This window comes from Stenotrophomonas sp. TEPEL (assembly GCF_004348785.1).
In the GTDB taxonomy this organism is placed as follows: Bacteria; Pseudomonadota; Gammaproteobacteria; order Xanthomonadales; family Xanthomonadaceae; genus Stenotrophomonas; species Stenotrophomonas indicatrix.
This window is the reverse complement of record NZ_QQXJ01000001.1, coordinates 447,182-466,662: the sequence shown is the minus strand read 5'-3', so window position 1 is coordinate 466,662 and position 19,481 is coordinate 447,182. Positions and strand designations below refer to the sequence as shown.

Here is a 19,481-nt window from a genome sequence, read left to right as displayed (position 1 = left end):
ATGGCCACTGCGGGTGCCAACCAAGGTTGGCAACTACCAGGGCATGGACCACCGCGGTAGGCTGCTCGCATGAGAAGACTGATCTGGCTGGCCATGGCCCTGTTGCCTGGCAACGCATTGGCCGACGACGTGGTGATCTACCGCTGCATGGGCAGCAGCGATATTCCCACGCTGCAGCGCACCCCCTGCCCCACCGGCACCCGGCAGGAAATCCAGCGGGTCCCGGCGCCTTCGCCGACGGCGCCGATCGTACCGGTGCAGAACAGCCCCGCTCCGCCGCCTGCAGCGGTGCCCTCCGTGGACGCCGCCGCCGAGCCTGCCGCGACGCAGCCACGTGAGGGCCGAACGATCATGGAAGCACGCATGGTCGAGCACGAAGGCGGCGACGCCATCCTCGACAGCGCGATGCTGCCACGGTCGAGCGACGCCACGGCGGTGGATGGCAACACACCGTCAAAGCCACCGCTGCCGGCGATCTTCCAGTGCATCGACACGCAGGGCGGGTCCTACCTGCATGAGTACGAGGCTGCACCAGGCCGCTGCGAACTGTTGAACGTGCAGGGCCTGGGCGGAGCGACACCGGTGAACGCCGCCAGCTGCGAGGTAGTCAGGGACCGCTGCACTGAAGTGGCAGAAGCGCAGCGCTGCGGCAGCTGGCAGCAGCGCTTGCGCGATGCACGCGGTCGCGAGCGCTTCGCTGCGCCCGAAATCCAACCGGCAGCGCGCGGCGAACGCGAACGCCTGCAGGCCGTGCTGGAAGCCAGCGACTGCCCCGTACCGAAGTAAAGCATCCACGCCGCCGCGGATGCCTCCATCCGCAGCGGGCGGTCCCGTCAGAACCCGTATCGCAGGAAGCCGCCATCCACCGCGATGCATTCGCCGGTGACATAGCTCGATGCCGGCAGGCACAGGAAGCCCACGGCCGAGGCCACTTCCTCCGGCTCACCGATGCGCCGCATCGGCGTGCGTCCGATCACTTCCTCGTAGTAGTCGGTATCGGACAGCGGGCCCGAAGTGCGACGGGTCCGGATGTACCACGGCGCTACTGCATTGACCCGGATGCCGTCCTCGGCCCACTCCACCGCGAGGTTGCGGGTCATCTGATGCATCGCCGCCTTGGTCATGCCATAGACCACGCCGCTGCGCACATGGGTCAGGCCGGACACGCTGCCGACGTTGACGATGGCCGATGAAGCGTGGCGCGCGAGCAACGGATGCGCATAGCGCGACAGCTCGAACGCCGAGAACAGATTGGTCTCGAAAATACCGCGCCACTCGTCTTCGGAATATTCCGTGGCGGGCTTGGTGATGTTGCCACCGGCGTTGTTGACCAGGATGTGCAGGCCGTCGGCGTGGTCCTCGACCCAGTCCAGGATCTGCCGGCGGTCGTCGTCGTCGGACACATCAGCCGCCAAGGCGTGCACCTGGTGCTGCGGATACACATCCAGCAGTTCGTCGCGGGCACTCTCCAGCATGTCCAGGTCGCGGCCGACGATCATCAGATCGGCGCCGAGACCCGCCAGTTCATGCGCGATCGCCAGGCCGATACCGGCGCTGGCACCGGTGATCAGGGCCGTCTGCCCATCCAGGCGCCACCGTTGCTGGGTCATATGTCCTCCGGGGCCGCGCCCACTGTATTTCGATGCGGCAAGGATACGCGCTCACGACCGTCCGCCGCCCGGGATGCGACACTGGCTGCACGTCCCTCGTGGAGAGCTGCCATGCGCGTCCTGATTCCCGTCCTGCTGTCGGCCGTCGCGCTGGCCGGGTGCCAGCGCCCTGCACCGCCCAATCCCGAACGACCACCGCAACCGCAGGCGATGGCCAAGGCGATCAATCAACCGCTGGACCGCGCAAAGGCCGTGCAGAAGACCCTGGACGAGGCCGCCGAACGCGAGCGCAAGGCAGAGGCCGACGCGCAGTAGAACCCCGCATGCAACAACGCCCGGCCAAGGCCGGGCGTCGTGCGTTCAGTAGATCCACGCCATGCGTGGACACTTCTGGTGGATCCACGCAATGCGTGGACATCCCCAGTAGATCCACGCCATGCGTGGATGGGCCATCAGAACCCGCAGAAGCAATACGCCAGCGACTTCACCGGTGCACCGTTGCCCTTCTCGCGGGCCGCATTTTCAACAAAGCGCAGCTGCGTATCGATTTCCGGCATCGTGCGCGCCAGCATCATCCGGCCCACGCCGGAATCGGCCAGCATCCAGGCGCCGGCGCGGCTGCCAGCAAAGCCGCTGACGAACTGCGCGAACGGCGTGGCCGCCTTCTCGATGTAGCGCACACGGTACTTGTCGGTCGCGCCCAGCTTGGCCCGGCCAGCAGCGTCAGCCACGGCGTCCTTCAGGCCACCGAAGGCATCGACCAGACCGCGCTCCTTGGCCTGCGCACCGCTCCAGACACGCCCACGGGCCACTTCGTCAATCGCCTCGACCGGCTTCTTGCGGGCCTCGGCAACACGGCCGGTGAAATCGGCATAACCCTTGTTGATCACCGACTGGATGACCTGGCCTACGGCCGGGTCCATCGGCCGGGTGACATCGAAGGCACCGGCGAAGCGGGTGGTGCCGACGCCGTCGGTGTGCACGCCGAACTTGTCCAGCGCACGGCTGAAGTTGGGGATCATGCCGAAGATGCCGATCGAACCGGTGATGGTCGACGGATCGGCATAGATGCGATCGGCGTTCATGCTGATCCAGTAGCCACCCGATGCAGCGAGGTCACCCATGGACACCACCACCGGCTTGCCCGCAGCCTGCAGAGCCACCACTTCGCGACGGATCTGCTCGGAGGCGTAGACCTCGCCACCCGGCGAATCCACACGCAGCACCACAGCCTTGACGTCGCCATCGTCGCGCGCAGCGCGCAGCAGCGCCGAGGTCGATTCACCGCCGATACGGCCGGCCGGCAGATCGCCGCCACTGATTTCACCGGAGGCCACCACCACGGCGACCTGCGGACGCGAATCAACCGGGTTGCGACGCGCATCGAGCTGGGCCATGTAGGTGCCGAAATCGATGTTGCGGAAACCACCGTCGGCGTCTTCGTCAGCCACGCCGCGCTCGATCATCAGATCCTCGAATTCCTCGCGGGTCTTGAGCGCGGTCACCAGCTTCTGCTGCAGGGCGAACTTGGCCAGGTCGCCGCCGGCGGCAGCGACGCCTTCAGGCAGGGTGTCGATACCGGCCGCCAGCTGTGCCGGATCCAGGCGGCGGGCCTTGGCGATATCGCCGAGGTAGCGCTGCCACACATCGTTCATCCAGAACAGATCGGCTTCCTTGGACGCCGGCGACGCCGCGTCGAGCACGTACGGCTCGGCCGCCGACTTGTACTCGCCCACCTTGAACAGGTGCACGTCCACGCCCAGCTTGTCCTGCAGGCCGGTGCGGAAATACTGGCGGTAGCGACCCAGGCCTTCCAGCACCACCGAGCCCATGGGGTCCAGGTAGACCTCGTCGGCCTGTGCGGCGAGCAGATACTGCGACTGCCCCATGCTCTCGCTGAAGGCCACCAGCTGCTTGCCCGAGGCGCGCAGGTCCTGCAGCGCGGCGGACACTTCGCGCAGCGAGGCGAAACCGGACGGCTGCAGCTTGTCCAGTTCCAGCACCACCCGCTCGATCTTCTTGTCATCGCGCGCGCTCTCGATCACCCGGATCAGATCGCGCAGCTGCACTTCCTCGGCACCGTTGTCACCGACGGCCTTGGCCAGCGCGCGGCTGACCGGATCGGCACTGTACTGCTCGACCAGGCGGCCTTCCGGCGCGATCACCAGGGTGGTGCGGTCCTGCAGCGCCTTGCTGGCACCAGCGCCCATGCCCGCAGCGACGATGAACATCACCAGCACCAGCAGCAACAGGCCGAAGAACACCAGGTTGAGGATCAACCGGCGGGTGAAATTCATCACGTCCCACAGCCCGATGAAGAAGCTGGCGACAGGATTGCGGTTCGCCGGGGGCAGCGGCGGCACGGGTTGGTTCATGGAGCACTCCGGATGGCTTCTTGCCGTGGTAACAGCATAGCCGGTGCCGCGTGAGGCAGCATCGGACACAAGTCAGGGGATCGCCGGTCACGGTTGCCCGCGACCGGCGTGATGTCAGGCCAGCGTGGACTGGCCAATGCGTTTGCTGCTGCGGCTCAGGCGCCAGCCCATCAGGATGGCGGCGGCGGTCAGGCCGACGATCAGGCCGATCCACATGCCCTGCGGCCCCATGCCCAGGCCCAGGCCGAGCCCGGCACCCAGCGGCATGCCCAGGCCCCAATAGGCGAACATGGCGATGAACATCGGCACGCGGGTGTCCTTCAGGCCGCGCAGCGCGCCGGCCGACAGCACCTGGATGCCATCGGGGAACTGGAAGGTGGCCGCGTACAGCAGCAGGGTCGAGGCCAGCCCGGCCACGGCCAGGTCGTTGGTGTAGACGCCGACGATGGCGTCGTGGCCGAACAGCAGTGCCGCCGCCGACAGCGTCTGCGTACCCATGATGATCGCGTAACCGGCCCACGCCGCGCGGCGCACGCCGAAGCCATCGCCACGGCCGACCGCATGGCCGACCCGCACGGTGGTCGCCTCGGCCACGCCCATCGGGATCATGAAGCACAGCTGCGCCACGTTGATCGCGATCTGGTGCGCGGCCGCTTCATTGGCACCCAGGCGACCGATCAGCAATGCGGTGACGATGAACAGGCCACCTTCCATCAGCACGGTGATGCCGATCGGCAGGCCGGTGCGCAGCAGGTCCCAGATCGCTTTCCAGCGCGGGCCCTCGAAGTGCGAGAACAGGTGCAGGTGGGCAAAGCGCTTGGTGAACCACAGGTAGGTACCGAAGGCGATCGCCTGCAGCCACATCATCACCGCCGAGGCGATGCCCAGGCCTTCAGCGCCCATTTCCGGGAAGCCCAGCTTGCCGTTGGCCAGCACGTACCCCATCGGCGCCAGCACCAGCAGGCCGCCAAAACCCAGCAGCATGGTCGGCAGCGTCCAATGCATGCCTTCACTGAGATAGCGCATGCAGAAGTACAGCGTCAGCGCCGGGCCACCCCAGCGCACCGCATGCAGGAAGGCCGTTGCGCCGGGCACGATGTCCGGGGCGATGCCGAATGCCGGCAGCAGCGGCGGCACCACGGTGAGGAAGGTGAACATGATCAGGCCCAGGCCCAGCGCCAGCCACAGCGCCTGCCGGAACAGCGGGCCGATCTCGCGCTCGCGGCCGGCGCCATGCAGCTGCGACACCGAGGCGGTGAGGGAGATCAGCGTGCCGATCGGGATCAGCATCGGCAGCCACAGCAGCGCAGTGCCGATGGTCACTGCGGCCAGGGTGGATGTCGCATGGTGGCCGGCAATCACGTTGTCGACGAAGGAGATCAGACCGGTGGAGACGTGCCCGAGCACAAGCGGCAGGGCAAGCAGACCGGTAGCGCCGACTTCCTTGCTGAAGCGCGGCGTGGAGGTTGCAGTAGACATTAGGTGCTTGACGCGAACTACGGTTGCGCGCGAAGGGCACAGGCACCGGGTTGCGGCCGGCCATCTTACGCGCGCCGGGCGGTCATTCCCATGACTGCCCCATAAAGAGGACGGAGGGAATTAAGTCGTATCCGGCACAGTCGAGCCAGAAACGACTTAATTCCCTCCGTCCCCTTTTCGCTTATTGGCCGGCCTGGCGCTTGAGCCAAGTGTCGCGTTCGGCGGCGGGAACCGTCAGGAATGCGCTGCGTACGCTGTCGCGTTCCTGCGGCGGCGTGCGCTGGGCGACCAGGGCCAGCTGCGCCAACTGCGACGGACTCAGCTGGCGCAGCACGGCAAGCACGGCATCGCGCTGTTGCGGCGGTACGAAGCCGAACAGGCCGTGCAGCTTGGGGAACTCGGCGCCCAGTTGCGGGCCCAGCCGCCAGCCTTCGCGGAAGGCCTGGTCCTGTGCCTGGAACTGCGCGCGCAGGCGTTGCTGCTGGTCGGCCGGCAACGCGGCGAAGCGGGCGGCGGCCTGGCGGATGCGTTCGCGCTCACCCTCCGGCAGGGCCCGCCACGCGGCGTAGTCGCTGCGGCGCTGGCGTTGCTGGGCGGGATCGAGTTGCGCGAATGCCGCCGCGGCAGTGGGCGCCGCAGTGGGCGCTGCCGATGGTGTCGCCGACGGTGCGGGCAGCGGCACGTTCACTGATTGCGGAGCGGCCGCCAGCGACAGCGGCAGGGCCAGCAGCAGGCCGGCGAAGAGGCGCTTATTCATCGGCAGCAGAGGTTTCCAGCGCTGCGCCGACCGGTTCCGGACGGGTCGGCTTGGGTTGTGACTCGTCCACCGGCAACGGGCCACCGGCGGCACTCCAGGCATGCATGTCGGCCTCGGCCAGCAGCGGGTAATCGCGGTCGGCCAGCATCGCGGCATCTTCGCTGGCCTGCGCATCGCTGCCCGCAGCGGGGCGGACATCGCTGGCTGGCAACTCCTCGACGGTGACCGGCCCGGCCTCGCCGACCACGCCTTCGGGCAGGGGGCCATCGGCAGTCAGCGCACGGCCCTGCCAATGGCGCCAGCCCAGCGCAGCCAGCAGCAGCACTGCCACGGTGATCAACAGGATGACCGGGCCACGCCAGCGCGGCTTGGCATTGGGGCGGCGACGCTTGCCGCTTGCAGATGCGCGTTCGTCGCGCGGCGGTGCACGCCAGCTGGACGCAGGCGCCTGGTTGTTGGCCGCTGGCGCGGACGGTTGCTGCAGCTGCTGCAGGCGCTTGGCCGGCAGGTCGCGGACACGCAGCTGCACCTGTTCGGCCAGAGCACGCCATGCAGGGGCGTCGGGCTGGCCATCGGCATCGCGTGGGCAGGCCGTGGCCAACAGGCGCTGATAGCCTTCTTCGTCGACATCCAGAACGCGGGTGGCGATGCCCTCGTCCAGGCTGCCCCCCACCCGCAGCAGCAAGGCCAGCCGCGGCAAGGGTGCCATCTCGCCCAGCGCGGCCAACGACGGCGGCCACTGGCCGGTGGCCGGCTCGCGCAGCGCCTGGCGCTGGCCCAGCAGGGTCCAGAAGCGGCTGGGCCACTGCGCCATCGGCAGGTCGCTGGCGACCGCGGCGAAGGCGCGCATCACCGCCACCAGCGTCTGTTCGGCACGGGCGGGGTCACCGCACTGCAGTTCGGCCACGACCAGGGCACGGCGTTCGACGCCACGCAGAAATGCCGACAGCGCGCCGGCCGCGGTCGAGGAAACAGGGGCGGGCACAGCCGTCATCGGTCACTCCAAAGGTCTGCCGGCATGATAGCGGCAGCCCATCACTGCCCGGCAGGACTTGCGATTGCAGACGGTTTCTGCTGCAGGTTGTGCACAGCACCACGCGGGAACCGGGCGATTCCTGCGTGAATGGCTGAATTCACCCTGTTTCAGCAATGTTTCACACTTAAGTTATTGATTTAAATTGAATTTAAAGTGTGGCTATTTTTTGACCAACCAAAGCGTGAGGCCGTCGCCATCGGCCTCATACGGCGCCATGAGCCGCTAACGCACAGACTTATCCACAGAAGATGTGGATAAGACTGAATCTCCAATAGACACCGATATTTAGGTGACATTTATGATTCGCCGGAGGGCATGCCAGTCGCATCTGCCACTGCCATGCGCCCTCGCATGGGCCGTTACACTGGCCCGATGCTCGCCTCTGAATCCGGCCCTGTCCCGACCCTGCAGGTCGCCCTGCCCGTGCCCCTGCCGCGCCTGTTCGACTACCAGCCACCGCAGGGCGAAGGCCCGACGGTAGCGGTCGGCTGCCGGCTGAAGGTGCCGTTCGGCAACCGCGAACTGATCGGCGTGGTGGCAGGGCATGGGCAGGTAGAGGACAGCCAGGGCCTGCGCCAGGCACTGGCCTGGTGTGACACCACACCGCTGCTGCAGGGCGAGTTGTGGCAGAGCCTGCAGTGGCTGGCCCGCTATACCCACGCCCCCTTGGGCGAAGTACTGAGCACCGCCCTGCCCGGCCCGCTGCGGCATGGCGAACCGCTGCCCGACACCCATCACTGGGGCTGGCAGCTGACAGCCGAAGGCCACGCACAGCGCGAGAAGCTGCGCGCCGGCAGCCGACCGCGGCAATTGGCCGAGCTGCTGGCCGAAGCGGTGGTGGACGAAGATGTCCTGTCCGCACGCATGCAGGATTGGCGGGTGGCCGCACGCAGTCTGGGCAAGCGCGACCTGGCCGAGCGCATCGCCCTGAGCGTGGCGCCGCAGCACGCCCAGCCCCTGCCCGGCCCCACCCTCAATGCGGAGCAGGCCGAAGCGGTGGCCGCGATCACCGCCGCCGAGAGCTTCCAGGCATTCCTGCTGGACGGGGTGACCGGCAGCGGCAAGACCGAGGTCTACCTGCAGGCCATCATCCATTGCCTGGCGCAGGGCAGGCAGGCCCTGGTGCTGGTGCCCGAGATCGGCCTGACCCCGCAGACCCTGGCGCGCTTCCGCGGCCGTCTCGGCATCGCCGTGCATGCGTTGCACTCGGGGCTGACCGACAACGAGCGTGCGCGCGTCTGGGCCGCAGCCTCGCGCGGCGAAGCACGGGTGATCGTGGGCACGCGCTCGGCGGTGTTCATTCCGCTGCCGCAGCCCGGCCTGCTGATCGTGGACGAAGAGCACGACGGCAGCTACAAGCAGCAGGACGGCATCCGCTACCACGCACGTGATTTCGCTCTGGTGCGGGCCAAGGCGCAGGGCATTCCGGTGCTGCTGGGCAGCGCCACGCCGTCGTTGGAAACCCTGCACAACGCCTATGCCGGCCGCTATGCGCACCTGCGCCTGAAACAGCGCGCCGGTGATGCCCGACCGCCGCGCGTGCGCATCCTGGACGTCCGCAAGCGCCCGCTGCGCGATGGCCTTTCTGCCGACGTGCTGGCCGGCATCGGCGAACACCTGCAGCGTGGCCAGCAGGTGCTGGTGTTCAAGAACCGCCGCGGCTATGCGCCGGTGCTGCTGTGCCACGACTGTGGCTGGACCGCACCCTGCAACCGCTGCGATGCACCGATGACCGTGCATGGCGGTGGCCGTCGCCTGCAATGCCATCACTGCGGTGCGCGGCAGCCGGCACCACTGGCCTGCCCCGCCTGCGGCAGCCTGGCCCTGCAGCCACAGGGCATCGGCACCGAGCGGCTGGAAGAACACCTGGTCAGTGCCTTCGCCGATTTCCCGGTGGTGCGCATCGACCGTGGCACCACCGCCCGCCGCGATGCGCTGGAGCAGCAGCTGGCCAAGCTCGGCGACGCGCCCGGCATCCTGGTCGGCACGCAGATCCTGGCCAAGGGCCACGACCTGCCCAAGCTGACGCTGGTGGTGGTGGTGGGCATCGACGAAGGCCTGTTCTCGGCCGATTTCCGCGCCAGCGAAAAGCTGGCGCAGCAGCTGATCCAGGTAGCCGGCCGCGCCGGTCGCGCGCGCGATCCGGGTGAGGTGTGGCTGCAGACCCATCATCCGGGCCATCCGCTGCTGGAGACGCTGGTCAACGGTGGTTACCACCCGTTCGCGCAGGCCGAACTCAACCAGCGCCAGGCGGCAGGTTTTCCACCGTTCGCGCACCTGGCATTGATGCGTGCCGAAGCGCAGCAGGTCGAGCACGCCAACGCGTTCCTGCTCGCTGCGCGGAAACTGCTGGGTGAGCAGGACATGGTGGAGGCCTACGGGCCGATGCCGGCGCCGATGCCGCGCCGTGCCGGTTATCAGCGCACGCAGCTGCTGCTGTCGGCGGCACAGCGGCCGCCGCTGCATGGGGTACTGGCACAGCTGGTGCCGCAGTTGTACGCGCTGCCGGAGGCGCGCAAGGTGCGCTGGTCGCTGGATGTGGATCCAACGGATCTGTACTGAGGGCAATGCGCTGGGGTCAGAGCCCACCCGTTGGGTGGGATCCGACCCCGAAGGCTTGGGCTCGGATCCCTTTCCGCAGAAAAGGGCTCTGACCCCGAACGTCGCGCCTTCGCTTACGTCATCGGTGACATCACGCCGCGCTGGTACGCCGGGCGTTCGCGCAGGCGTGCATACCACTCGGCCAGGTGCGGCAGGTCCGGGCGCTGGATCGGCAGTTCGAACCAGGCGTAGATCAACGAGCCCAGCGCGATGTCACCCATGGCGAACGTGTCGCCCGACAGCCACGGCTGCTTGGCCAGGGTTGCATTGGGCAGCGCCAGGAAATCACCGGCGCGCACGATCGCCGCATTGATGCGTGCCTCATCGCGGTCGGCCGGTGCGGTGCGCATGATGCCCCAGATCAGTTCGGAGTACAGCGGCGCCATCCGCGAGGTGCTCCAGTCCATCCACTTTTCGGCCTGGGCGCGCTCCATCGGATCTTCGGCATACAGCGTGCCCAGCGAATAGCGCGCACTGAGGTAGCGCACGATGGTGTTCGACTCCCACAGCGGCAGGCCGTGGTCTTCGATCACCGGCACCAGGCCGTTCGGGTTCATCGCCACGTACTCCGGCGACTGCGTGCCCCCGTGGCTGCCACCCACTTCGATGGACTCGTACGGCAGGCCGATTTCCTCGGCGCACCACAGCACCTTGCGGACGTTGCTGGAATTGCGGCGGCCCCAGATCTTCAACATGCGGGTTTCCTTGCGTGCAGCAGTGCGCCGCGATGGCGCGGAGCCGCTACGATACGCCCATCCACAGGGAGAGACGACATGACCGCATGGGATGCAGTGAACTACACGCTTCTGGCAGCAGGACTGGTGATGCTGGTGCTCGGGTACCGGCGCTCGAACCGCAACATGCTGCTGTGCGCCGGCGTGCTGCTGCTGGCCTTCAATGGCGTTGAAGACTTCGCCAACGGATTTGCGGAAGGCTATGCCGGCTACAGCGCACGTACGCTGTAGCCTCACCGTGTCTTCCGCAGTGCTGCGCGACCTGCACACGCCGGGCAACGCCCGGCGCTACCGGTTCTTCTTCGGCAGCGCGCGTACGTAGGAGGACTTACCGTCCTTCTTCAGTTCGAACAAACCGATCGCCGCCAGCAGGTCACTGAGTTTTCCGTAACCGTAGTTGCGCGGATCGAACGAGGCCTGGTTGCCGATCTGGCTGCCGACCGGACCCAGGTGCGACCACCCATCCTCGCCTTCTGCCGAGGACACCGCACGGCGCAGCATCTTCACCAGACGCGTGTCGCTGCGCATTTCCGCCCCGCTCTTGCGTGGGCGCACATCATCGCTGCTGCCCTGCTCGCTGGGCGCCTGTCCGTTCGATGATGGTTCGTTCGCTGCCTGCTCCACATCCTGCACGCTGGCGTGGGTCTGGCCCAACGCTTCGAGGTAGGTGAACTTGGAGCACGCGTTGACGAAAGGTTCCGGCGTCTTCTTTTCGCCGAAGCCATACACCTTTACGCCATCGGTCAGAAGGCGCATCACCATCGGAGTGAAGTCGGCATCGCTGGACACGATTGCGAAGCCATCGAGGTTGCGCGCATACAGCAGGTCCATCGCGTCGATCACCATCGCCATGTCCGACGCGTTCTTGCCCTTGCTGTAGGCGAACTGCTGGATCGGGCGGATCGCGTACTCGTGCAGCACCGCCTCCCAGCCCTTCAGTCGTGGGCTCTTCCAGTTGCCGTAGGCACGGCGGACGTTGGCCACACCGTAGCGCGCGACCTCGGCCAGGACTTCGTCGATCTTCGAGGCCGGTGCATTGTCGGCGTCGATCAACAGGGCGATGCGCTTTTCCGGTTCGCTCATGGACTCCTCACGGGCAGTTGCCTGAACCCGAGTATCGCCGATCCCGATGCACGCTGACGTGACAAGGAGCCGCCGTGCGAAGATGCCAGGCACTTCCCCCATGCCCCCCTGGAGTGAGTCGATGAGTCGTGATCGCGTCCCCCACCTGGTCGTTGTCGGCGGCGGTTTCGCCGGCCTGTGGGCCACCCGTGCGCTGGCCCGCGAACGCATACGCATCACCCTGGTCGACCGTCGCAACCACCACCTGTTCCAGCCGCTGCTTTACCAGGTGGCCACCGCTGGGCTGTCCGCTCCGGATATCGCCGCACCGCTGCGCCACATCCTCGGCCACCAGCGCAACGTGGAGGTGCGGCTGGGCGAAGTGGTAGCCATCGACAAGCACGCCCGCCAGGTGCGCATGGCCGATGGCAGCACGCTGGACTACGACAGCCTGCTGCTGGCCACCGGCGCCACCCACGCCTACTTCGGCCACGACGAATGGGCCGACGATGCGCCCGGACTGAAGACCCTGGACGATGCCATCGCCCTGCGCCGCAAACTGCTGCTGGCGTTCGAACGCGCCGAAGCCGAACCGGACCCGCAAAAGAAGGCGGCATGGCTGAGCTTTGCCGTGGTGGGGGGTGGCCCGACCGGCGTCGAGCTGGCCGGCACGCTCGCGGAAATCGCCCGGCATACGCTGCGCAATGAATTCCGCCACATCGACCCGGCCAGCGCCAAGGTACGGCTGGTCGAGGCCGGTCCGCGCGTGTTGTCCACCTTCCCCGAAGTACTTTCGCTGAAGGCGCGCCGGCAGCTGGAGAAGCTGGGCGTGGAAGTGATGACCGGCACGCCGGTGAGCCACATCGATGGACAGGGCTTCAAGCTGGGCGACCAGTTCGTGCCCGCACGCACCGTGGTCTGGGCCGCAGGCGTGGCCGCCTCACCGCTGGCGCGCACGCTGGACGTGCCGCTGGACCGCGCCGGTCGCGTGCAGGTGCAGCCCGACCTGACCCTGCCTGGTCACCCGGAACTGTTCGTGGCCGGCGACCTCGCTGCGCTGAACCAGGCCAACGGCAAACCGGTACCGGGCGTTGCGCCTGCCGCCAAGCAGATGGGCAAGTACGTGGCGGGCGTGATTCGCGCGCGCCTGCATGGCAAGGCAGCACCCGGGTCGTTCAAGTACGCCGACTTCGGCAACCTGGCCACCATCGGCCGCATGGCCGCGATCGTGCACCTGGGTAAGCTGCAGCTGTCCGGCGTGCTGGCCTGGTGGTTCTGGCTGGCCGCGCACGTGTTCTTCCTGATCGGGTTCCGCAACCGCGTCGTGGTGCTGTTGAACTGGGCGGTGGCGTACTGGAGCTACCAGCGCAGCGCGCGGATCATCTTCGGCGACGACCGCGAAGACCGGCGACCGAAGCGGTAGGGTCCACGTGCAACGGGGTCGGATCCCTTTCCGCAGGAAAGGGCTCTGACCCGCCCCTGCAGTAGATCCACCCCATGCGTGGATGAATCTCTGCGCAGGCTGCATGGAGCGCAGCCACGCATGGCGTGGCTCTACTTCGGCTTCGGGTACCACAGCGCGTTGACGATGACCCAGCGCTGCTCGAAGCGGCCCATGTGGAAGTAGTCGACGAACCACGGGGTTTCCAGCCGCACCGATGCGGCGTTGCCGGTCACGTCCAGCACCGTGCAGCGGCGATCCCATTGATCTTTCGGGGTCTTCAACGCGCCCTGCTTCGTCAACGCAACCAGCTCTTCCTTCGACATCCGGCGCAGGCCCAGGCGCTCGTCCGGTGTATCACCGAGCACCGCGCGCTTGGCCAGATCCGGATGCAGGGAACGGGCGACGCGCTGCGGGTCGGCTTCCAGTTGACCGTCGACGTAGTCGTGGCAGGTGGCATCGATGGCTGCGATCGTGGCGGCGTCGGCGGCAGGGCTTGCTGCTGCGGAAAGTGCGAACAACAGGGCAACGGTGGACATCCCGGTCTCCAGCGCTGAGGGCTGGGCGATCATGGCATGGGCGGATGCGCCCGATCCACGCATGGCGTGGATCTACTGCAACAGCCACGCCAGCTTGCGTTCGCGTGGCTGCCGCTTGAGCTCCCATTCGGCACGCGAGGCCGCTGCCCGGTCCGGGTACTCGCGCACCGCCAGGACCCGCAGTGGCGGCCGCGACCGGGTGTAGCGGGCCCCCTTGCCGGCCTGGTGGGCAGCAAAACGGGCCTGCACGTCGGTGCTGATGCCGGCGTAATAGCTGCCGTCGCGGCATTCGAGCAGGTACAGGAACCACGGGCGGGAGGGCGAAACCATGGCCGGATTATGCCGTGCTGCACTGCAGCGGATATACTGGCGACCGAATGCAGGAGAGAGGCGCCGCGCTGGCGCCCGCCGAAGGCGCAGGCTCCCATGATCGCTCAGGCCGGTGGGCTGGAATCCCACCAACCATGCATTCGACTCGCCGAGCTGGAGAGAGGTCACCGGGCACGCCCGGGACGATCCGCCGAAGGGGCACGCGGCTCACGCCGCTGAACTCTCAGGCAAAAGGACAGCGGGAGCGGCACCGGTCATCCTCGTCCCGTCATTGCGCAGGCAGTGGCGGTATGGGCGCATGGCCGGCCCCACCGCGCCTGGAGCCTGTCCCATGCTGCTGTCCATCATCTACCTGATCGCCATTTCCGCCGAAGCCATGACCGGTGCCCTGTCCGCCGGCCGCCGCCGCATGGACCTGTTCGGCGTGGTCATGATCGCCTGTGTCACCGCCCTCGGTGGCGGCTCACTACGCGACATCCTGCTTGGCCACTATCCGCTGGGCTGGGTGAAACATCCGGAGTACCTCGGCTTCACCGTGTGCGCCGCACTGATCGCTACCTGGGTGGCGCGCTGGATGCACCACTTCCGCCGCACCTTCCTGGTGCTGGACGGGCTGGGCCTGATCGCCTTCACCCTGATCGGCTGCTCGATCGCGCGCGAGGCCGGCCATGCACTGCCGATCGTGCTGATCGCCGGCATGCTCACCGGCGCGTTCGGCGGCGTGCTGCGCGACATCCTCTGCAACGAGGTGCCGTTGATCTTCCAGAAAGAGTTGTACGCGATCATCTCGCTACTGACCGGTGCGGTGTATCTGCTGTTGCTGCACTGGGGCGTGGCCGATGCCACGGCGATCCTGTGCTGCCTGGGTGGCGGGTTCGCCGTGCGCCTGCTGGCCATCCACTTTCGCTGGGAAATGCCCAAGTTCGTGTACCACGACGAAGTGCATTGAGGGCTGACGTTCGCCGGGTTTCACACCACCCCGGCGATGTACCTGGCGCTGGCAGGATTGCACAGCGCCAGGCGCATCGCCGGTGCAGACGGGCCGGTCTCCAACTCCGACCGGCCCTGATCGCGGCCGCACCCCCGCAGGCGCTGGCCGCCATCCACACACGTGCCGCACTCAAGCGGCTTCGGACACCTTCAGCTCACGGCGGGCGCGCACGGCAGCGGCGAGCCGCTCCAGCACCTGCACGGTGGTGTCCCAATCAATGCAGCCATCGGTGATGCTCTGGCCGTAGACCAGCGGCTGGCCTTCCACCAGTTCCTGGCGACCGCCGACCAGATGGCTTTCGACCATCACGCCGACGATGCGCTGCTCGCCGTCTTCCAGCTGGGCGGCGATGTCTTCGATCACCTTCGGTTGGTTTTCGTGGTTCTTCAGGCTGTTGGCGTGGCTGGCATCGATCATCAGGCGCGTCGGCAGCTTGGCCTTGGCCAATGCCTGGCAGGCATCGGCCACGCTGGCCGCATCGTAGTTCGGCTGCTTGCCGCCACGCAGGATCACATGGCAATCCGGGTTGCCGGTGGTGGAGACGATGGCGGTGCCGCCCTGCTTGGTGACCGACAGGAAGTGGTGCGGATTGGAGGCTGCGCCTACGGCATCGGCGGCGATCTTGACGTTGCCGTCGGTGCCGTTCTTGAAGCCGACCGGGCACGAGAGTCCCGACGCAAGTTCACGATGCACCTGGCTTTCGGTGGTGCGCGCGCCAATGGCGCCCCAGGCGACCAGATCGGCGATGTACTGCGGCGAGATCACATCGAGAAATTCGACGCCGGCCGGCAGGCCCAGCTTGTTGATGTCGCGCAGCAGACCACGGGCGATGCGCAGGCCCTTGTCGATCTTGAAGCTGCCATCCAGGTCCGGATCGTTGATCAGGCCCTTCCAGCCCACCGTGGTGCGCGGCTTCTCGAAGTACACGCGCATGACGATTTCCAGCTCGCCGGCCAGCGCATCTCGCAGCGGCTTCAGGCGCTGTGCGTACTCGATGGCGGCTTTCGGATCGTGGATCGAGCACGGCCCGACCACCACCGCCAGGCGATCGTCGCGGCCGTGCAGGATCTGGTGCAGGGCGGCGCGCGAGGCGCTGACAGTGTCGGAGGCTTCGTCATCGCAGGGCAGCATCGCCAGCAGCTGGGCAGGCGGTGTCAGCGGTTCGATGGTGCGGATACGCAGGTCGTCGGTGTGCGGGGGCATGCTGAGGGGTCTCTACGGAAGGTGGGGGTCCGCAGCGTGGCGACATGAAAAAAGCCGCCAGGTTCGCTGGCGGCTTTCGGGAATGCGTCTGAAGCTTTCTTCAGGGTGAGCGCAATCCTTCCTCCGCCGAGGGCTTCGGAAAGTAATACCAATAAAAGCTGGCGTGGGCTGCGCTCATGGGATCTATTGATAACACAGGGTTTTGGCGGGTGCCAACTGTTTCATCCGCAACTGCGGGCGCGGTTCAGCGGGCTATCGGCCGCCATGCACTTCCACGTCCAGCAACAGCGTCTCGTGGATGTCGACCCAGCGCTCCACCACGCGGTCCAGTTCCTGCCTGGCCTCATCAAGCTGTTCGGGGTTGAGCATGGACCTGGCCGTATACAGATCGGACACCAGCTGCCGCACCGTGGCTTCCTGGATGGCCACCACCGGCCCTTCCAGGCCGGGCACCTGCAGCGCAGGACTGCTGCCCAGCGCTCCGTACAACGTCACCTGGATCTTGCTCTGCATGCTCGACTTCCCTGCGGGTGGACACGGCCAAGCGCCATCTTTACCCGGAATGGATGACACGCGCATGTGCCACCAGGGCGCCGGAATGTAGTCCGATGAGGCAGTGGCGCATGGGGTCTTCCTTGAAGATCACGGGTTGCCGGCCAGCGCCCGGCACTACCGGGAAACGCGGGTGAACGGTACGGCGCTACAGCGAGCGCAGCGCGCGCTTGCGGATGTACGTATTGGCTGCGCTGTCGTGCGTTGACTGCCACCGCGTGCACACATCGCGCACCCAGTCGGGCTGGCTCTTGCCGGCGTCGTTCAGCCAGTTGCCGACAGAGTCCTGCACATAGCGCTCGGGATCGTCAGCGAGGGCCTCCAGCAGGGGCAACGCGTGCTCGGGTTGCTGCTTGAACAGCGCAATGTGCGTGGCCCATACACCGCGGGGGCGCAGCGCCTCACAGGCGAAGCGGCGCAGACGGGGCGAGCGCTGCTGCGTCCAGGGTTGCAGCAGGGCAAGCGCTTCCAGCGGTTCGGCGACGATATCGCTGCGCAGGGCCAACCATGCCCATTCGCGCACACCGAAGTGCGGATCATCTGCCAGTGGGCGCATCGCCTGCAGCTTGTCGGCCAATGCCGCCTGCGCGTCGCCGCCGATCAGATAGCAGGCCCATCCGCGCACGGTGTCGGAGGGATGCGCCTGCCAGCAGTGCACGTCACCCTGCCCTGCCTCGCGCAGCACCGCTGCGGCCAATGCCATGCGCTGGGTGATTCCCTTGCCTGCAGCGGCGCGGATGCGCTGCATGGATGCTTGGGGCAAGGTTGGTGCCACCGCCTGCAGCAGCACGGCGAAATCCACTGCGAGGCACTCGGCCAGGTGCGTGCTGGATGCGCTGCCCGCATTGAGTGCCTGCAGGCGTGCAGTGCCTATGGTGCTGCTCATGTACCTGTTTCCTGGCCTGCGTCGGTGTGTCGCCAGACTTTTTCCAGCAGCTGCGACAACTGCGCCTTCTCGCCGGAATCAAGGCCGTTGAACAGTCCACCGATCCACTGGGTGTGCTGGTCGAACAGATCGGCTGCCAAGCGCTTGCCGCGCGCGGTCAGCACGATCTGCAGACGGCGGCCATCCTCGGCATCGCTGCGCCGCTGCAGCAGGCCGTCACGCTGCAGGCCATCGAGCAACCCGCTGATGGTGGCGCGGGTGACACCGGCGCGTTCGGCCAGTTGGTGGGGGGAAAGACCGCCTTCGGTCCCGTGCAGCAGAAACAGCACGATGAAGCGGCCTTCACTCAGGCCGTGCGGCGCCAGGCGGGTGGCGCAGTCGCGGTCGATGGCGGTGGACAGCGAAAGCAGCTGGAAGCACAGGCGAAGCTGGGCCAGGTGGGGATCGCCGCGACGGGCAGCTTCGGTGATGAGGGCACGATGTTTGGTCTCCAGCACACGCTTCATTCCATGTAATTAGCCGCCTAATAATATCAGGGGAAGCGACGGGTGTTGCACATCAAAGATGTTTTCAGGATGCCAGCGCCAGCCTTGCCACAAGGCCGCCTCCGTCGCGGCCCAGCAACTGCAGGTCACCGCCGTGGCGTTGCGCGGCGTTGGCAGCAACCGCCAGGCCAAGTCCGGCCCCGCCAGTGTCGCGGCTGCGGGATGCTTCGCTGCGCTGGAAGGGTTGAAGCAGACGCTGCCGGTCTGCCATCGCGATGCCGGGACCGCGGTCCATCACTTCCACGTGTAACCTCGCCCCAACGCGCTCGACACGCAGTTCCACTGCACCGGCGTAGCGCGCCGCGTTGTCGATCAGATTATCCAGCGCGCGCCTCAGCAACAGTGCGTCGGCTCGCCATATCAGCGCATCAGGCAAGGCAGCATGGATATCCACTCCGCGCGCGTGCGCTGACTGTATGCAGTCATCCAGCAGCGCCACCATATCCTGCGGCTGCAGAAGCGGAGGTTCCAGCTCGCCACGCGCGTAGTCCAGTACCTGCTCGATCATGGCGCTCATGCGTTCGATGTCGGCCACCATGCGTGCGGCCTGCGCTGGCGGCGCGCTGTCGGCACGCAGGCGGAGACCGGTCAATGGCGTGCGCAGGTCGTGGGCCACGGCTGCCAGCATCCGGGTCACATCATGGGCCTGGCCGCGCAGGCGCTCGCTGGCAGCGTTCATCGCCGCGGCCAACACCTGCACCTCGCGCGGCCCATCCAACGGCAGAGATGCGTTGGACTGCAGCGACAGGTCCGCACTTGCATCGGCCAGGCGCCGCAATGGGCGCGTAAGGCGCAGCGCCAGCCAGGCGACCAGCGGCGCCAGCAGCACGGCGCCGGCCAGCAAGGCCAAAAGCACTTGCCGGCGCCACTGCAGCAGCTCGCTGTGGTTGGCGCCAACGACGCTCCACCGACCACCGGGCTGCTGCACTGCCAGTTCAAATGCGGGCCAACGCAGGCCCGGCAGCAGCAGGGCCTGCTCCACCGTGGCACGCTGCTCGGGCCCGGTCTGCAGCAGTTGCCCCTGCTTGATCACCTGCACCTGCACAGCAGCCGGGTCGGGCGTGCGTTGCCAGACCGTTCGCACCCGCTCACGGGGCACTCGCAGCTGCGCGGCAGCCACGGTACTCATCCAATCGTTGTCGGCGCCGATCGGCGCGCTGGCCTGGCTCCAGCGACGCAGGCCCAATGGCGTGGCTGCACGACCGGCCATGACCTGCACAGCATCGAGCAGACTCATCTGTGGCGCCGCCGGGCTGGGTACCGCCCATACCACGGCAAAACTGACCAGCTGGGCCACCAGCAGGGTGGACAGGGTCAACAACGCCATCCAGGTCGCGGTT

Annotated in this window: 20 protein-coding genes and 2 riboswitches; of the genes, 6 read left to right on the top strand and 14 right to left on the bottom strand. The window is 67.1% G+C overall.

Annotated elements, in window-relative coordinates; translation table 11 throughout:
• Positions 1–69: 69 nt before the first annotated feature.
• Positions 70–786: a hypothetical protein gene (locus TEP_RS02115; protein ID WP_132824014.1), complete on the top strand. Its 717-nt coding sequence runs from the start codon at positions 70–72 to the stop codon at positions 784–786.
• A 47-nt stretch (positions 787–833) separates the two neighbouring features.
• On the opposite strand, the gene TEP_RS02110 is transcribed toward TEP_RS02115, so the two are convergent.
• Positions 834–1,610 (bottom strand): SDR family oxidoreductase, encoded by a 777-nt coding sequence (locus TEP_RS02110; RefSeq protein WP_132824013.1) that lies wholly within the window; start codon positions 1,608–1,610, stop codon positions 834–836.
• A 111-nt stretch (positions 1,611–1,721) separates the two neighbouring features.
• Here TEP_RS02110 and TEP_RS02105 point away from each other — a divergent pair, with 111 nt between their 5' ends.
• Positions 1,722–1,925 carry a hypothetical protein gene (locus TEP_RS02105; RefSeq protein WP_025879398.1) on the top strand — a complete coding sequence of 68 codons (204 nt, stop codon included), beginning with the start codon at positions 1,722–1,724 and terminating at the stop codon, positions 1,923–1,925.
• A gap of 137 nt (positions 1,926–2,062) precedes the next feature.
• Here TEP_RS02105 and sppA read toward each other — a convergent pair whose 3' ends face one another.
• The 4 genes from sppA to TEP_RS02085 all read right to left on the bottom strand — a co-directional run bounded on the left by sppA (position 2,063) and on the right by TEP_RS02085 (position 7,215).
• On the bottom strand, positions 2,063–3,985 hold the full coding sequence (gene sppA, locus TEP_RS02100) for a signal peptide peptidase SppA (protein ID WP_132824011.1): 1,923 nt from the start codon (positions 3,983–3,985) through the stop codon (positions 2,063–2,065).
• Positions 3,986–4,099: 114 nt separating this feature from the next.
• Positions 4,100–5,464, bottom strand: coding sequence for an MATE family efflux transporter (locus tag TEP_RS02095; protein ID WP_132824010.1), 1,365 nt, complete (start codon positions 5,462–5,464; stop codon positions 4,100–4,102).
• A 181-nt stretch (positions 5,465–5,645) separates the two neighbouring features.
• Positions 5,646–6,221 (bottom strand): DUF3106 domain-containing protein, encoded by a 576-nt coding sequence (locus TEP_RS02090; RefSeq protein WP_132824009.1) that lies wholly within the window; start codon positions 6,219–6,221, stop codon positions 5,646–5,648.
• Positions 6,214–7,215 carry a hypothetical protein gene (locus TEP_RS02085; RefSeq protein WP_132824007.1) on the bottom strand — a complete coding sequence of 334 codons (1,002 nt, stop codon included), beginning with the start codon at positions 7,213–7,215 and terminating at the stop codon, positions 6,214–6,216. The genes TEP_RS02090 and TEP_RS02085 overlap by 8 nt, the downstream gene beginning before the upstream one ends.
• A gap of 393 nt (positions 7,216–7,608) precedes the next feature.
• Between TEP_RS02085 and TEP_RS02080 the strand changes: the two genes are divergently transcribed.
• The gene (locus tag TEP_RS02080; RefSeq protein WP_132824006.1) at positions 7,609–9,819 is read left to right on the top strand and encodes a primosomal protein N'; all 2,211 of its coding nucleotides are present in this window, start codon (positions 7,609–7,611) and stop codon (positions 9,817–9,819) included.
• A 113-nt stretch (positions 9,820–9,932) separates the two neighbouring features.
• Here TEP_RS02080 and TEP_RS02075 read toward each other — a convergent pair whose 3' ends face one another.
• Positions 9,933–10,553 (bottom strand): glutathione S-transferase family protein, encoded by a 621-nt coding sequence (locus TEP_RS02075; RefSeq protein ID WP_025879392.1) that lies wholly within the window; start codon positions 10,551–10,553, stop codon positions 9,933–9,935.
• A gap of 78 nt (positions 10,554–10,631) precedes the next feature.
• Here TEP_RS02075 and TEP_RS02070 point away from each other — a divergent pair, with 78 nt between their 5' ends.
• The gene (locus TEP_RS02070) at positions 10,632–10,823 is read left to right on the top strand and encodes a hypothetical protein (RefSeq protein ID WP_132824005.1); all 192 of its coding nucleotides are present in this window, start codon (positions 10,632–10,634) and stop codon (positions 10,821–10,823) included.
• Between the two features lie 57 nt (positions 10,824–10,880).
• Here TEP_RS02070 and TEP_RS02065 read toward each other — a convergent pair whose 3' ends face one another.
• Positions 10,881–11,675, bottom strand: a complete 795-nt coding sequence (locus tag TEP_RS02065; protein WP_132824003.1) for an NYN domain-containing protein — start codon at positions 11,673–11,675, stop codon at positions 10,881–10,883.
• 121 nt (positions 11,676–11,796) lie between these two features.
• Between TEP_RS02065 and TEP_RS02060 the strand changes: the two genes are divergently transcribed.
• Positions 11,797–13,077 (top strand): NAD(P)/FAD-dependent oxidoreductase, encoded by a 1,281-nt coding sequence (locus TEP_RS02060; RefSeq protein ID WP_132824002.1) that lies wholly within the window; start codon positions 11,797–11,799, stop codon positions 13,075–13,077.
• Positions 13,078–13,208: 131 nt separating this feature from the next.
• Here TEP_RS02060 and TEP_RS02055 read toward each other — a convergent pair whose 3' ends face one another.
• Positions 13,209–13,634 (bottom strand): nuclear transport factor 2 family protein, encoded by a 426-nt coding sequence (locus TEP_RS02055; protein ID WP_132824001.1) that lies wholly within the window; start codon positions 13,632–13,634, stop codon positions 13,209–13,211.
• Between the two features lie 72 nt (positions 13,635–13,706).
• Positions 13,707–13,964, bottom strand: coding sequence for a GIY-YIG nuclease family protein (locus TEP_RS02050; protein ID WP_032952084.1), 258 nt, complete (start codon positions 13,962–13,964; stop codon positions 13,707–13,709).
• Positions 13,965–14,004: 40 nt separating this feature from the next.
• Positions 14,005–14,094: riboswitch (glycine riboswitch) on the top strand.
• A gap of 13 nt (positions 14,095–14,107) precedes the next feature.
• Positions 14,108–14,211: riboswitch (glycine riboswitch) on the top strand.
• 84 nt (positions 14,212–14,295) lie between these two features.
• Between TEP_RS02050 and TEP_RS02045 the strand changes: the two genes are divergently transcribed.
• Positions 14,296–14,913: a trimeric intracellular cation channel family protein gene (locus TEP_RS02045; RefSeq protein WP_132824000.1), complete on the top strand. Its 618-nt coding sequence runs from the start codon at positions 14,296–14,298 to the stop codon at positions 14,911–14,913.
• 171 nt (positions 14,914–15,084) lie between these two features.
• Here the strand turns inward: TEP_RS02045 and TEP_RS02040 are convergent, their stop codons facing one another.
• The 5 genes from TEP_RS02040 to TEP_RS02020 form a co-directional block, all read right to left on the bottom strand.
• Entirely contained in the window at positions 15,085–16,158 is a 1,074-nt protein-coding gene (locus tag TEP_RS02040; RefSeq protein ID WP_132823998.1) for a 3-deoxy-7-phosphoheptulonate synthase, read from the bottom strand.
• A 252-nt stretch (positions 16,159–16,410) separates the two neighbouring features.
• Positions 16,411–16,671 (bottom strand): hypothetical protein, encoded by a 261-nt coding sequence (locus tag TEP_RS02035; protein ID WP_132823996.1) that lies wholly within the window; start codon positions 16,669–16,671, stop codon positions 16,411–16,413.
• Between the two features lie 187 nt (positions 16,672–16,858).
• Positions 16,859–17,596: a DNA alkylation repair protein gene (locus TEP_RS02030; RefSeq protein WP_132823995.1), complete on the bottom strand. Its 738-nt coding sequence runs from the start codon at positions 17,594–17,596 to the stop codon at positions 16,859–16,861.
• Positions 17,593–18,093, bottom strand: a complete 501-nt coding sequence (locus TEP_RS02025) for a MarR family transcriptional regulator (protein WP_132823993.1) — start codon at positions 18,091–18,093, stop codon at positions 17,593–17,595. Before TEP_RS02025 ends, TEP_RS02030 begins: the two co-directional genes overlap by 4 nt.
• 73 nt (positions 18,094–18,166) lie before the next feature.
• Positions 18,167–19,462, bottom strand: coding sequence for a HAMP domain-containing sensor histidine kinase (locus tag TEP_RS02020; protein ID WP_132826427.1), 1,296 nt, complete (start codon positions 19,460–19,462; stop codon positions 18,167–18,169).
• Positions 19,463–19,481 lie beyond the last annotated feature (19 nt).